Annotated in this window: 11 protein-coding genes; all 11 read right to left on the reverse strand. The window is 50.7% G+C overall.

Annotation, left to right across the window (positions count from 1 at the left end; translation table 11 throughout):
• Window positions 1–13: 13 nt before the first annotated feature.
• Window positions 14–1063: a pseudaminic acid synthase gene (gene pseI, locus ACOQH0_RS14850; RefSeq protein ID WP_421510719.1), complete on the reverse strand. Its 1050-nt coding sequence runs from the start codon at window positions 1061–1063 to the stop codon at window positions 14–16.
• Window positions 1063–2595, reverse strand: coding sequence for a UDP-2,4-diacetamido-2,4,6-trideoxy-beta-L-altropyranose hydrolase (gene pseG / locus ACOQH0_RS14855; RefSeq protein ID WP_421510720.1), 1533 nt, complete (start codon window positions 2593–2595; stop codon window positions 1063–1065). Before pseG ends, pseI begins: the two co-directional genes overlap by 1 nt.
• On the reverse strand, window positions 2573–3283 hold the full coding sequence (pseF, locus tag ACOQH0_RS14860; protein ID WP_421510721.1) for a pseudaminic acid cytidylyltransferase: 711 nt from the start codon (window positions 3281–3283) through the stop codon (window positions 2573–2575). The genes pseG and pseF overlap by 23 nt, the downstream gene beginning before the upstream one ends.
• Window positions 3284–4435: a UDP-4-amino-4,6-dideoxy-N-acetyl-beta-L-altrosamine transaminase gene (gene pseC / locus ACOQH0_RS14865; protein ID WP_421510722.1), complete on the reverse strand. Its 1152-nt coding sequence runs from the start codon at window positions 4433–4435 to the stop codon at window positions 3284–3286.
• Window positions 4435–5433 carry a UDP-N-acetylglucosamine 4,6-dehydratase (inverting) gene (pseB, locus tag ACOQH0_RS14870; RefSeq protein WP_047625690.1) on the reverse strand — a complete coding sequence of 333 codons (999 nt, stop codon included), beginning with the start codon at window positions 5431–5433 and terminating at the stop codon, window positions 4435–4437. The genes pseC and pseB overlap by 1 nt, the downstream gene beginning before the upstream one ends.
• Before the next feature lie 374 nt (window positions 5434–5807).
• Window positions 5808–6704, reverse strand: coding sequence for a GalU regulator GalF (galF, locus tag ACOQH0_RS14875; protein WP_010431970.1), 897 nt, complete (start codon window positions 6702–6704; stop codon window positions 5808–5810).
• Between the two features lie 177 nt (window positions 6705–6881).
• Entirely contained in the window at window positions 6882–8273 is a 1392-nt protein-coding gene (gene wcaM / locus ACOQH0_RS14880) for a colanic acid biosynthesis protein WcaM (RefSeq protein WP_421510723.1), read from the reverse strand.
• 12 nt (window positions 8274–8285) lie between these two features.
• Window positions 8286–9506: a colanic acid biosynthesis glycosyltransferase WcaL gene (gene wcaL, locus ACOQH0_RS14885; protein WP_010431964.1), complete on the reverse strand. Its 1221-nt coding sequence runs from the start codon at window positions 9504–9506 to the stop codon at window positions 8286–8288.
• A complete protein-coding gene (wcaK, locus tag ACOQH0_RS14890) occupies window positions 9503–10783 on the reverse strand; it encodes a colanic acid biosynthesis pyruvyl transferase WcaK (protein ID WP_100165926.1) in 1281 nt (426 codons plus the stop codon). Before wcaK ends, wcaL begins: the two co-directional genes overlap by 4 nt.
• A 15-nt stretch (window positions 10784–10798) precedes the next feature.
• Complete coding sequence (gene wzxC, locus ACOQH0_RS14895) at window positions 10799–12277, reverse strand: colanic acid undecaprenyl disphosphate flippase WzxC (protein WP_421510724.1); 1479 nt, start codon at window positions 12275–12277, stop codon at window positions 10799–10801.
• Window position 12278: 1 nt separating this feature from the next.
• Window positions 12279–13673, reverse strand: coding sequence for an undecaprenyl-phosphate glucose phosphotransferase (gene wcaJ, locus ACOQH0_RS14900; protein ID WP_108418179.1), 1395 nt, complete (start codon window positions 13671–13673; stop codon window positions 12279–12281).
• Window positions 13674–13693: the final 20 nt, after the last annotated feature.

Genomic DNA, 13693 nt, shown 5'->3' on the forward strand with positions numbered 1-13693 from the left:
CTTGGTTAATATTTCAATTAAAATGTTCTTTCTGAAGTGGAGTGCCTTTAATGAGATCACGGGTAGAAAATTTACCAATTACATCGTCATAATTTTTTGGCGCAAGCCCATAGCCAGGACGAATGCTTTTGACATTTTCAGTCGTTAGCTTTTCACCTTTTTTGACATCCTTAACAATATAGAGTGAACGACGGAACTTAACATTCCCTTTTTCGCTTTCTTTGCGTTCATAATTTACTCGGCCTAACGCTTTCCACGCTGTTTTTGCATCTCGGCATAAGGCAATTAACTCGGCTGGTTCAAGCGAGAAACTGTCATCTGGCCCCCCACCATTTCGATCCAACGTAACATGTTTTTCAATGACGTTAGCACCAAGGACAACTGAAGCAACTGCAGTTGTATTATCAATTGTGTGATCGGATAATCCAGTAATGACGCCAAAACGCTCAGCCATATCTGGAATAGTCGCCAGATTATAATCTTCGGCTGGTGCTGGGTAACCACTCACGCAATGTAGAACGACAAGTTCCTTACAACCACCGTCACGTGCTGCCGTAATAGCTTCTTGAATCTCCTGCTCATCAGCCATACCCGTTGAAATAATCATCGGCTTGCCTGTTTTTGCAACGTATTTTATGAGTGGCAGATCGATAGCTTCAAATGAAGCAATTTTATAGGCAGGAGCTCCGAGTTCCTCCAGAAGATCTACAGCTGTATAATCGAAAGGACTACTAAAAATAGTAATTCCAAGTTCTTTAGCTTTATCAAACAGAGGTTTATGCCATTCCCATGGCATTTGCGCCCCTTTATATAAATTAAAAAGGGTTTGCCCATCCCATAGGCCGCCATGAATCTGAAAATCTTCAGTATCACAATCAATGGTGATGGTATCTGCACGGTATGTTTGTAATTTTATGGCATCCGCACCTGCAGCTTTCGCTTCTTCCATAATCTTAAATGCACGGTTGATGTCGCCATTGTGGTTCGCCGAAAGCTCAGCAATAATATAAGGAGGATGATCTTTGCCAATTTTACGACCATCAATAGTAATAAATTCGTTCATTATTTTTTCTCGCTGATATATTCGCTGGATGATAATTTATAGAATCCAATACGCTCAAATAATTGATGCGATGTATGATTTGCAGGTAAAACCGTTGCCAGTATGGTTATTCCCTTATGCAGCATTATGGCACGTTTGATAGCTGCACTCGCAATGCCTTTACCGTGACATGCAGATGTCAGAAAAATAGATATTTCATAGTTTGCGAAGGCATGTTCAACAGGGTCTAATCGAATGACACCACATGCCCCTTCATTTTCAATGATATAAAAGAATGAATTCTTGGTATTTAACTTACGTTTCATCCATTTGACGTGAGTCTCGTATACAGGAACTTCAGGATTACGGGCATACTTACGCGTTTGCGGCTCACACTGAAGTTGATACACAAAATCGATATCGTCGAATGTTGCCTGGCGAAGAGTCACATTAGTGCCATCTTTAGCTGACATAATTATTATTTCCTGGATATCCCTGTTAAGCCCCTGTCCATCACATATATTCATAGCAAGGAGGCGCTGCTCGTGATAATGCGCGATCAAATGATTGAGTGCCACGCCCAGCTCCGCAGCATTAAAATTATCCGCATATAGAACAATCGCACCAACGTTAGACAGATTATTTGCGATGGTTTTTTGATTATCCGCAATGGCTACGTTTACCGCAGGTAATCCCATAGCACATCGTTCCCACGTTGTTCCCCCCATAGCGCCGATTGCGAAATCGTGTTCCAGCATCAGTTCTGCCATATTTGATACATTAACGAGAACGTCGACGTCATATTTAGATTTATTCGCAAGAGAGATAGTTTCAGAACGGTGTGGACAGGCAGCACCCAATACAACAGTGATTTTTTCTATGTTTTTAAAGTTTGACTGCTCAAGGAATACGAGCATTTTTCCAGCAACATTATGTGCATCCACCCCACCCATTGTTAATAATAGTTTTTTCGGTGCAGTAATAGTAGTTTTACGAGCAATTGATTGATTTCTTAATTTCGAAAACTCAGGATTAAGCAACGCATATTTTGCGCCAGCGAGGACTTTACCTTCTCTTTTATTGAATTGGGCATATTCACTGGCGCTGCGCATATAGGTTTGATCAATCAGTAAATCACAACAATGCGGCCGGTTGCAGAGATCATCGATCACCACTAAATGTGTAGCAGGAAAGCGTCCTTTCACAATCGCTTCCCATTCGTAATCAAGAGAATAGTGATCTACAATGATGATATCTGGATCAGAACAGTTTTCTACTATTGAATCGATAAATTTCTCAGCATCATCGCACTGACTTCCATTAAGCCATGACTTTTCGTCGCTGATGTAGGCACTTGATTTATCGGAAACTGTGATAACTTCGACAGGAAAACCTTCCTGTTTTATTTTATCCAGAATATTACCAACGTGGTCTTTTGATATAAATGAACAACGAGCTCCTGCTTTTTCTAAGACTTTCGCAAGATTCAGACAACGGATAATATGACCAGAACCGATCGATAGCGATGAATCAGCCCGCAGAAAGACGTTCATTTTTAAACTCCATGGCTTTAAACAACCACTCTGCTACGCGCCAGTCTTCTGGAGTATCAATATCCTGGACACGTTCACGCGGAAGTTCAATCGAGTAGGAATCTGCGCTAAAAATCGGCTTTTCGTTTAACCAGGCTGAGGATGTCCCCCAATAAAATTGCCCGGCATCGTGCCACGATTCTTCAAGATCTTGTGAACGAACATGGAACATATCAGGTGAAAACATACTTATACGTTGCTCATCGCTGACTTTAAGTGCTCGTTGAATGGGATAAGGAAATCTAGAAACAGTGAAAGCATAATCGCCTAGCTGCTCCTGGAGAGTCCCTAATCCCAGAACAATATCTTCAGCGCGGATAAAAGGGGCTGTAGCATAAATACAGCAAACGAAATCAACCGCACAATCGTGACTGATGAGCCAGTCAGTAGCATGGCGAATAACAGGGATAGTTCCCGCAAAGTCATTCGACAATTCTTCGGGCCTCATGAACGGCACTTCCGCACCATATTGGCGTGCAACCTCAGCAATCTCTTCATCATCTGTTGAAACAATGATTCGATCAAAGACGCCGCTCTTTTGAGCGGCTTCAATGGACCAGGCAATCATTGGTTTCCCACAAAATTCTTTAATGTTTTTGCGTGGAATACGTTTACTGCCACCACGCGCAGGAATGATTGCCACATTCATTTAAAAGAACTCCCGGATGCACTGGATGACGTAATCCTGCTCTTCATCTGTCAACGTGGAGTACATAGGAATGCTAATTGCACGCGCGTAGTAATCCTCCGCGACCGGGTAATCCCCTGCTTTATGCCCTAGCTGCACATAGTACGGTTGAGTGTGAACGGGAATGTAGTGCACGTTAACACCAATCCCTTTTTCACGCAGGTGATCGAATAATGGCTTGCGCATGGCAGGATCGTTGACCGTTAACGGGTAAAGATGTAATGCGCTGTAGCCACTTTCTGCTTGAAGAGGTGTCGACACGGGAATGCCATCAAATGCAGTATGATAACGTTTTGCGAGTTCATGACGGCGCGCCACAAATCCATCGATACGCTTAAGCTGGGTCACCCCCAGTGCTGCCTGCAGTTCGGTCATGCGGTAGTTCAAACCAAGATCAACCTGCTGGTAGTACCAACCACCTTCAGATTCTTTGGTCATTTTATCGCCGTCACGCGTAATGCCATGGCTGCGGAAAAGTTGCATGCTTTCAGCCAATGCATCATTGTTCGTCAGCGCCATACCGCCTTCCGCCGTGGTGATGATCTTAACCGGGTGGAAGCTCAGAATGGTAATATCAGCAAAACGGGAGTTACCAATTTTGGCCCCCTGGTAGTTGCCGCCGATGGCATGTGATGCATCTTCAATAATGGCAAAACCATACTCTTTCGAAAGCTGATGGATCGCTTCCATATCGCAAGACTGTCCAGCAAATGCCACCGGTACAACAATTTTAGGCAACTTGTCTTCTGCTTTCGCCGCAATGAGTTTGGTTTTCAGCGCTTCAACGCTCATGTTGTAAGTCTGCGGATCAATATCCACGAAGCTTACATTTGCATCGCAATAGAGCCCACAGTTTGCCGAAGCCACGAAGGTGTTTGGCGATGTCCACAGCCAGTCACCTTTTTTTAGCCCCAGTGCCAGGCATGCAATATGAAGCGCAGACGTCGCACTGTTTACCGCAACGGCGTGTTTAACGCCAACGTAATCAGCGATGGCCTGCTCGAACTGTGGAACACATGGCCCCTGAGTCAAGAAATCAGACTTCAGTACGCCCACTACTGCATTGATATCTTCATCAGAGATATCCTGCCGTCCATAGGGGATAAATTTCATTAGATATTGCCTACTTTTTCGCGATTATCATCAATCCATTGACGCAGTTCTTCAATGCTCATCCATTCTGCATTGCTATCACTCTCGTAAACGAAGCCTTCTGGAACGCGCTTGCCATCCTTAATACGTTCTGGAGAATCGCACCAGTTGTGGATTGCAGGCAGGATTTTGAAGTGTTCAGGGTATTCATAGGTGTAATGAGCATCTTCAGCACTGATCATCTGCTCATGCAGTTTTTCACCAGGACGAATACCAATCACTTTCTGAGCTGCATCTGGCGCAACGGCAGTTGCGACATCGGTCACTTTCATTGAAGGGATTTTCTTGACGTAGATCTCGCCGCCTTCCATATCATTAAAGGCGTGCCACACCAGTTCAACGCCCTGTTCCAGGGTGATCATGAAGCGGGTCATGCGATCATCTGTGATTGGCAATTCGCCCTTGTCTTTGATAGACAGGAAGAAAGGAATAACGGAACCGCGGGAACCCATTACGTTACCATAACGAACGACGGCGAAGCGGGTTTTGGTTGCGCCTGAATAGGAGTTACCGGCAACAAATAATTTGTCGGAAGCCAGTTTTGTCGCACCGTAAAGGTTGGCCGGGCTACTTGCTTTATCTGTAGACAACGCAACCACGCGCTCAATACCTTTATCAATACATGCATCAATGACATTCATCGCGCCATTAATGTTGGTTTTTACACATTCGAATGGGTTGTATTCAGCAGTAGGTACGATTTTAGTGGCTGCTGCATGCACAACGAAATCAACACCATCCAGCGCACGGTACAGACGATCTTTATCGCGCACATCACCAATGAAGAAGCGGATACGGCTTTCATCTTTGAAATGTTTCGCCATTTCCCACTGTTTCATCTCGTCGCGAGAATAAATAATAATCTTTTTGGGATTATATTTTTCAAGGGTCATGCGAACGAACTTATTACCAAAAGAACCCGTGCCACCAGTTACCAGAATCGTTTTATTATCAAACATGTTTTTCACCAGAAAATAACAACTTATTGAATGCTACAATTGAAGAGATTGTAACCCAGACCTGTAAGGGTTTTGCCCACGCTACCGCCCCTGGCTTAACAGCTACCAGTGCACTGAACGAAGGTTAAATGTTCCATTTGTTGAAGTCCGACACCGAACTCTTACTGGCGCTGGACAACTGCAAAAAACTGCCGTTAATTGTCGTCCTAAATGGACTCGGAAACAAGCACAAATCGTTACAAATCAGTCCACATTTGAATCAGATAACTCCATGTTATCACTAGAATTAATAACAAAAAGCGGCAGTTACCATTATGGTTATGTTTACACATACCAAATGATAACTGCCGCTTTTTCAAACAGAAAGAGAAAAATCAGTCGTTAGCCAGCAGCTTCTCAATGCGGCTTCTGAACTTCGCCCCTTCCTTCAGGTTACGCAGGCCGTAGTTCACAAACGCCTGCATATACCCCATTTTCTTACCGCAGTCGTAGCTGTCGCCGGTCATCAGCATGGCATCTACGGACTGTTTTTTCGCCAGTTCAGCAATCGCATCGGTTAACTGGATACGGTCCCAGGCGCCTGGCTCCGTTTTTTCCAGCTCGGCCCAGATATCCGCGTTAAGAACATAGCGGCCAACGGCCATCAGGTCGGAGTCAAGCGTCTGAGGCTGATCCGGCTTTTCGATGAACTCAACAATGCGGCTCACCTGCCCTTCCGTCTCCAGCGCTTCTTTCGTCTGAATGACAGAGTACTCAGAGAGATCGCCATCCATGCGCTTCGCCAGCACCTGGCTGCGGCCCGTCTCGTTGAAACGCGCCACCATCGCCGCCAGGTTGTAACGCAGCGGATCCGCAGATGCGGTATCAATGATGATATCCGGCAGAACGACGATGAACGGGTTATCACCCACGACCGGACGCGCGCACAGAATCGAGTGGCCCAGACCCAGCGGCTGCGCCTGGCGCACGTTCATGATAGTTACGCCAGGCGGGCAGATAGATTGAACTTCTGCCAACAGCTGACGCTTAACGCGCTGCTCAAGCAACGCTTCGAGTTCGTAAGAGGTGTCGAAGTGGTTTTCAACCGCATTCTTCGAGGAGTGCGTGACCAGAACGATTTCTTTGATCCCTGCAGCAACAATCTCGTCGACGATGTACTGAATCATCGGCTTGTCGACGATCGGCAGCATCTCTTTAGGAATTGCCTTGGTGGCTGGCAGCATATGCATGCCCAGACCCGCTACCGGAATGACTGCTTTCAAATTAATCATTATATCTTCCACCTTAAAATGGTTGACGAATTATAGCTTTTAAACCTGTTTTCGCCAGTACGTTTTGCTGTAATTCTGGATTCATGTTACGCCCAGGCACCACAAATTACAGTAGTTGTAATCTGAATAGATCACATTATCCAACCAGGAATCGTCGCAAAAATTACCCGCGGATGATTATCTACTCGGCAGCGCAAAATTCAGCCGTTCCGTATTCACAACATGCTGGTCAACCCGGTCAATATCCACCGAGCTTTGCCCCTTTTCATTGACGGCCTCAATGTTTGCCAGCGACAGCAGCGTTTCGTCTTTGGCCATGAACTTGCCCCGCACGTCCTTACGCAAATCGAATTTGATTTTCAGCGCCGGTCCCACGGCCGATTCCTGCATCACGTTGATGTTACGCAAGAAAAGATGCTGAGGCTTGTTGTGCAGTTCAAGCGTCGCGCGCTGCATGTCAACGTTAGTGATGGCGACAAACGAGGTCGCGTTGCCGGATGAAATTTGTATTCCGCGCAGCTTATAGGCAAGTTGCCGATTATCCAGGCGAATATCGTTGAGCTTAAAATTCTGCGGTATCGACAGGTAGTTGCCTTTAATTACGCCGTAACCGATTAACATTCCAGCACTATTGACCATGTCGACATTATCAATAACGAAATTATCACAGCCGTAAATCGCTACCGTGGCGTTATCTATTCCCGCTTTTTTGCTGAAGTCGGGGGTAATGTTTTTAGCCTTAATATTGCGAATAACAAAGTGCTTACCGTTTTCGACATGGACTAACTGACGACAGTTGCTGCCCGTTATATTGGCCACCACGAAGTTCTTCACGGTTTGCTTTTCAGGGTAGTCATTGTCGTAGGTACTGCCCGCAAGCCCGATGCCAATCCCCCAGTTGATTTTGCCGTTGGTACAGTTGATGTTGTCGATCACATGGTCAGAGAGCAGAATGTTACGGTCGTTGATCGCCACGTTCCACTCAATCGCGTCACCCTGCAGGTGGCTAAATCGACTGTTGGTAATGCGCGCACCGTCCACCTGATTATGGAAGCCCTGTCGCAAAATGGCGTAGTTGGCCTGGCTCACGTTGATATTGTCGATGAGGAGGTTGCGCATCACCCTCGGCTTTTTGCCGCCGATGTAGATCTGCGTGACGGGGCCAAAGCCGCTCATCGCCAGACCTTTGATGACGCAATCGGAGCCGCGGACATCCAGCGTGATGTTGTGCGTGCGCCCTTCTCCCTCACCGATGACTTTACTGCCTTCCTGGAGCACAAAGCGCCCGCGCCCGTTGCCTTTGAGCCCACCCCGTATCAGGAGCGTTTTACCGTCGGGGATAAAAATCCCGGTATTGATGTTATCGCAGACGAGATCGGCGGGTACCACAACGGTGTCGGCCTCGGAGAACGCCTGCTTAAAAGCGGCGATCCAGTCGCTGTTGTTGTACTGTTCCACAGAGACCGTCCTCCCGGTGGCTGCCCGTGCGGCGCGCGGCGACAGCAGCGGCATTGCCGCCAGGACGGATAAGGAAGAGACAAAATGGCGTCGGGTAATCTTTTTCAGCATACAACCTCGGCGTTACAGCGTTTGCAGCAGGCTCGCTAACTGGCGATTAATCACCTGCTGGTTAAATTCTGTTTCGACTTTTTGTCGGGCATTTTGCAGCACCGGTACCAGCTCTTGCTGGTCGATGTCGCTGAAGGCCGCTAAGCGATCGGCCAGGGCGAAAGCATTATTTTCAGGCACCAGCCAGCCGGAATACTCCGATCTGATCAGTTCAGGGATCCCGCTGTGCAGCGTAGATACAACAGGAATCCCCACGGCCATGGCCTCCATCAGCGCGACCGGAATACCTTCCATATCACCGTCCGCACCGGTCACGGAGGGCAGCAGGAAAACGTCCGCCTCGTCGAGCATCGCCTTTACCTCATGGCTTGGCTTGAAGCCCGGCATCTCCACGCAGCCTTCCAGCTGGTACTGTTCGATCAGCGTACGCAGTCGGCGCTCCCAGGGGCCGATACCTAAAATGCGATAGTGGAAATCCACCCCACGCGCTTTTAGCTGGCGGCAGGCTTCAATCGCGACGTGCAGCCCTTTCTTCTCGGTTAAACGCGCGACCGAGATAATCTGCAGCGGTTTCCCCGGCACCTTCACCGGGCGCTGGGTGAAGCGCTCCATATCGACGCCCATCCGCGAAACGGTAATTTTTTCGCTCGGGCAGCCCATCTTTTTCAGCCGACCGGCCCACAGTTCGCTGATGGGCAGCATCATGTCACCGCGGCGGAAAAGCTGCTGATACTCCGGGGTATAGTGGTTCAGCACTTCCCGGCTGGAGATATCGATACCGTGGAAAATGGTCGCGATTTTGCCGTCAATTACCCCCAGCTCGCGGAGCTTCGCGGCGGTCACGCCCGCCGGGCCGAAGTGGGCGATAAACACATCCGCACGATACGGCTGCGCCGTTTGCCCGCAAATGGCGGAGAGGATCAGATTGCGGGATTCCGCCCCGTAGCGTGACACATTCAGCGCCCGCCACGTCGAGGGACGGTGCAGCCCGCGCAGCGTCTGGCTGGCGCGGTAGCGCAGTTTGTTCAGCCGCCCGCCCGGCTCATCCTGCAGCCAGCGGGTTTTGGCTTCCAGCCCATACTGGGTGTACGCCGCATGGGTGTTTTGCGTATCGCCCTTTTGCAGGGCGATAATCTCCACGTCATATCCCATATCGATAAACGCGGTGATTTGGTTCAGTACAAAGGTCTCAGACGACAGCGGAAATTTCAGTAAGAAGAAACCAACCTTCATTTCCCCTCCCCGACGCGGTCGAGCACCGATTTCACCATGCCGATCCCTTTTTCGCGCTCGGCTTTCACCGCCACGGCCAGGCGTTCGTTAATCGCAGGCAGCTGTCCCAGCGTGTCGCCGACCATAGCACCCAGCGAACCGTCGAGAAGATGACGAATATCGACCGCCATTTCCGGCATGCCAAGCTGCTGCATAATGCCCGCTGATTTGTGCTCGTAGTTAATGGCAATCGCTGGCGTGCCGAAGTTCATGGAGATAATGGCCGAGTGCAGGCGCGTGCCAACGGTGAGGTCACAGGCGGAGAGCAGTTTGCCCATCTCCAGGTCGTTCAGCTCGTCCATCACCACGTGGTAGCGCGACGGGTCGTTCACCAGGTGACTCAGGTTAAGTGCCACCATGCGGTCATCTTTGTTGTAGCTGTCGATACCGGTACAGGTGGAGAGCGCCAGCACCTGGTAGCCGCTGTCCAGCACGCGGTTCACCACGTCGGCGAAGGCTTTCTCATACGCCGCCTGCGTGGTGCCAAGACGTTTATCAAATGGCGCGAGCTCGCGCAGGGTGATGGCGACGGTTTTCTGTTTCGCCGCCACGTCGAGCCAGTGCTGTACCGCGTAGCTCGGCTGGAAATTATCGACCTGGTGATCCACCAGCCAGGCGGTGTCCACGCCGTGCTCAACTTTTGACGTGTCGATCTCGCTACGCTTCATCAGGTCCAGGCTAACGGACTCGCGCAGGATCAGCGCGTCGCAATGACCAAACACGTAGTTCGCCAGCTGGTTAAACTGCGGATCCTGGAACGGCCCGACGCTGTGGCCGATCATAAACAGCGGCTTTTTCGCCATAAAGGTGCAGAGCGCATGCTCAAACTGCGGCACGCCGTAGAGATCGACAAAGAACGAACCGCCGACCTGAATAATGGCGTCATAGCCGGAGAGCAGACGGACAAAATCCGTAAAGCCCTGGGCAATGGCGATATTGCGCAGCTTGCCGGTGTCGGTCACGCGGGAAAGCAGCACCTGATGCTGGTAGCGACGGCGCAGGACTTTCTTCACGCGCCCCATCACGCCCGCGGCGTTGTTGTGCTGTTTCATCTGGCTGTAGAGCGGGTCGCCCATCACCGGGCGGTTCAGTAACCAGGATGAGCTGACCGGATAACGGCTCATCACATCCACTTCTGTCTCAGGCTCAAGGGTGTTAATTGCATCCAATAAACCGCGCAGGATGGCGCTGTCGCCACGGTTGCCGCAGGTATGGTTGCCAAGAATAAGTAATTTCATAATGGCCTCTTAAAATTAGCCTGCGCGAAGCAGCGTTTTCATTTTTTCGTTACGGCAAAGCTGGCGCTTCATCTCAACCACCAGCGCATTACGCGACAGCACAATCATCACGCCGAACGCCAGTGCGCCCGAGGCGACCTGTACCGCCAGCAGCGCCGCCAGCGGCAGATGACCGCTGAGCACCACGCCCAGGCCATAGCTGACCGCAAGCGTAGGTAAGGAGAGATAAAACGGCAGCCACAGGCTCAGGATGTACTGACGGTAGCTGGAGCCCAGCACCGGCTTGATCATCACGAAGTAGCTCAGCACGGTGTTGATAATTTGTACCAGCAGGAACCCGAGCGTAACGCCGATAGCGCCCGCCATGTGTCCACCCACGATGATTGCCGGAATAAACAGGAAGGTTTTAAACACGTTGAACTTAAAGCTGATATCCACGCGCGCTTTTGCCATCAGCAGGGAACCAATCGGATTTCCCACGGATCGCAGTAGCCCTACCACACACAGCAGCTGCAGGATCGGGATGATGCCGTTCCACTTCTCACCAAACACCAGCGGCACGAAGTTGCTGGAGACCACCATCAGCCCCAGCAGCACCGGGAAGTTAATAATCCCCACTACGGAAAGCAGCTTGTAGAAGTTAACGCGCAGCTTTTCGGTGTCGTCCTGAATCTTGGCAAACGCCGGGAACAGCACGCGGGTGATAATCGGGTTCAGCTTCATCGGAGGAACAACCGCGACGTTGTAGGCCAGGTTGTAGCCCCCCGCCACGCTCGCGCCCAGAATGCGCGCCAGCACCAGCGTCGAGAGGTTGGTATTGACGTAGTTGATAATGCTGTCCGCCGTCAGCCACGCGCCAAAGCGGAGGTTGGACGAGACGGAAGCGAGAGAGAAATGCAGCCCCGGACGGTAAATCTTGCGGCCAAAGTAGCCGAACAGCAGTGTACGCACGGCAGAGTTAACCAGGTAACCGAGGATGGCGGTCATCGCCAGCGGCCAGAAATGGGCGCTCACCACGGTGAAGGTAAAGCCCGCCAGCACGGCACTTGTTTCAATCATGCCGATCTTGTTGAACTCCAGCTCTTTTTGCATCAGCGCGCGGAACTGCTGCCCGTGTGGGATCACCACAAAGGCAAACGACAGCGTACGCATCAGCGGAGCCAGATCCGGGTTGTGCAGCACGCGGGCGATGGTGTCGCTCAGCAGGAACACCAGTACGAACACGAAGATCCCCAGCCCGACGTTCAGCCAGTAGAGCGTGGTCAGCTCCAGATGACTGATCTCTTTGCGCTGGATAATCGAGTTGGCGATACCGAAGTCAGACAGCGTATCGGCCAGCGCGATAATCACCAGCGAGACGGTCAGCAGGCCGAACTGGTGGTTATCGATAATGCGCGCCAGCACCGTCATCTGCACCAGCCCAAGGCCGATGATGACGATGGTGGCCATGGCCGACCACTTGGCGCCGCTGATGGTTTTTTCACGTAAGCTCATCTTAGTACGCCGCTTTGTTCACGAAACCTTTGAAGATAGTCAGAAAAACAATCTTGATATCGAACCAGAGGCTCCACTCACGGATGTACTCCAGATCGAACTCAATACGTTTTTCCATTTTTTCCAGCGTGTCGGTCTCGCCGCGCCAGCCGTTGATCTGCGCCCAGCCGGTGATGCCTGGCTTCACCTTATGCCGCAGCATGTAGCCTTCAATCAGTGAACGGTACTGCTCGTTATGGGCTACCGCGTGAGGACGCGGGCCAACAATCGACATGCCGCCGGTGAAGACGTTAATGAACTGCGGCAGCTCGTCCAGCGAGGTCCGGCGCAGGAAGTTCCCCACGCGGGTCACGCGCGGATCGTTTTGCGTCGCCTGGGTCACCACCTTGTCGTTTTCCATCACCTTCATGGAGCGAAATTTCCACACCATGATCGGCTTGCCGTCCATGCCGTAGCGTGTCTGGCGGAAGATAATCGGCCCGGGTGAACTGATTTTCACTGCCAGCGCAATGCAACACAGCACAGGCGAAATCAGCAGCAGGATCAGCGAAGAGAGAACAATATCTTCCACGCGCTTGAGCACGCGGTTAATACCGGACAGCGGCGTATCGTACAGCGGCACAACCGGCACGCCGTTCACTTCTTCAATGCGGGAATGGAGGATGTTGAAGGTAAAGACATCCGGGATCAGGATCACCGAGCAGGTGGTATCCGCCAGCTCGCGCATCAGTTTCTTAATGCGGGATTCGTCTTTCATCTGCATGGCGATATAGACGTTGTGGATCTTCCCTGCTTTCGCGTCGTCGATAAGCTGCTCGTAGTTGCCAGCCCACTCAGACGGGACGCCGCCCGGCTTCGCGTCGTGGTAGATCCCCACCACTTCAAAACCTAACCACGGCTCTTTGCGGAAGCTGTCGAGCAGCACCTGGCCGACGGGCAAATCCCCTGCTACGGCCACATAGCGTCTGTTGTAACCCCGATTGCGCAGCCAGCCCGCACCGAAGCGGATCAGCGAACGGCAGACCACCATGCCCACGCTGGTCAACAGGTACCAGCAGAGATAGGTCACGAGGCGGTTATCAAAATCATGGCTGAATGCCACCAGCCCGGCGCTGAAAATCAGGCTTAAGGTCCAGTTTTGCAGCAACAACATCAACTCGGTGGTGATTTTCACCCCACGCCACGAGCGGTAAAAATCGGTCATCCCGCCGATCATTTGAAACACGACCAGCGCAATCAATGCCATCAGCAGATGCATATATAAGAACGGTTGCCCGCTAATCCGACACACCGCCCACAATCCGCCGACCATGATGGTGATATCAGAAAAACGCTGCACCATAGAGATTAACGATGCATTCGTTCTCGCTCGTTCGCGTTTTTTTAGATTCGTCATCGTTGTTCCTTTAGTTCAAA

Source organism: Enterobacter sp. JS8-1, assembly GCF_049187015.1.
GTDB classification, from domain to species: domain Bacteria; phylum Pseudomonadota; class Gammaproteobacteria; order Enterobacterales; family Enterobacteriaceae; genus Enterobacter; species Enterobacter mori.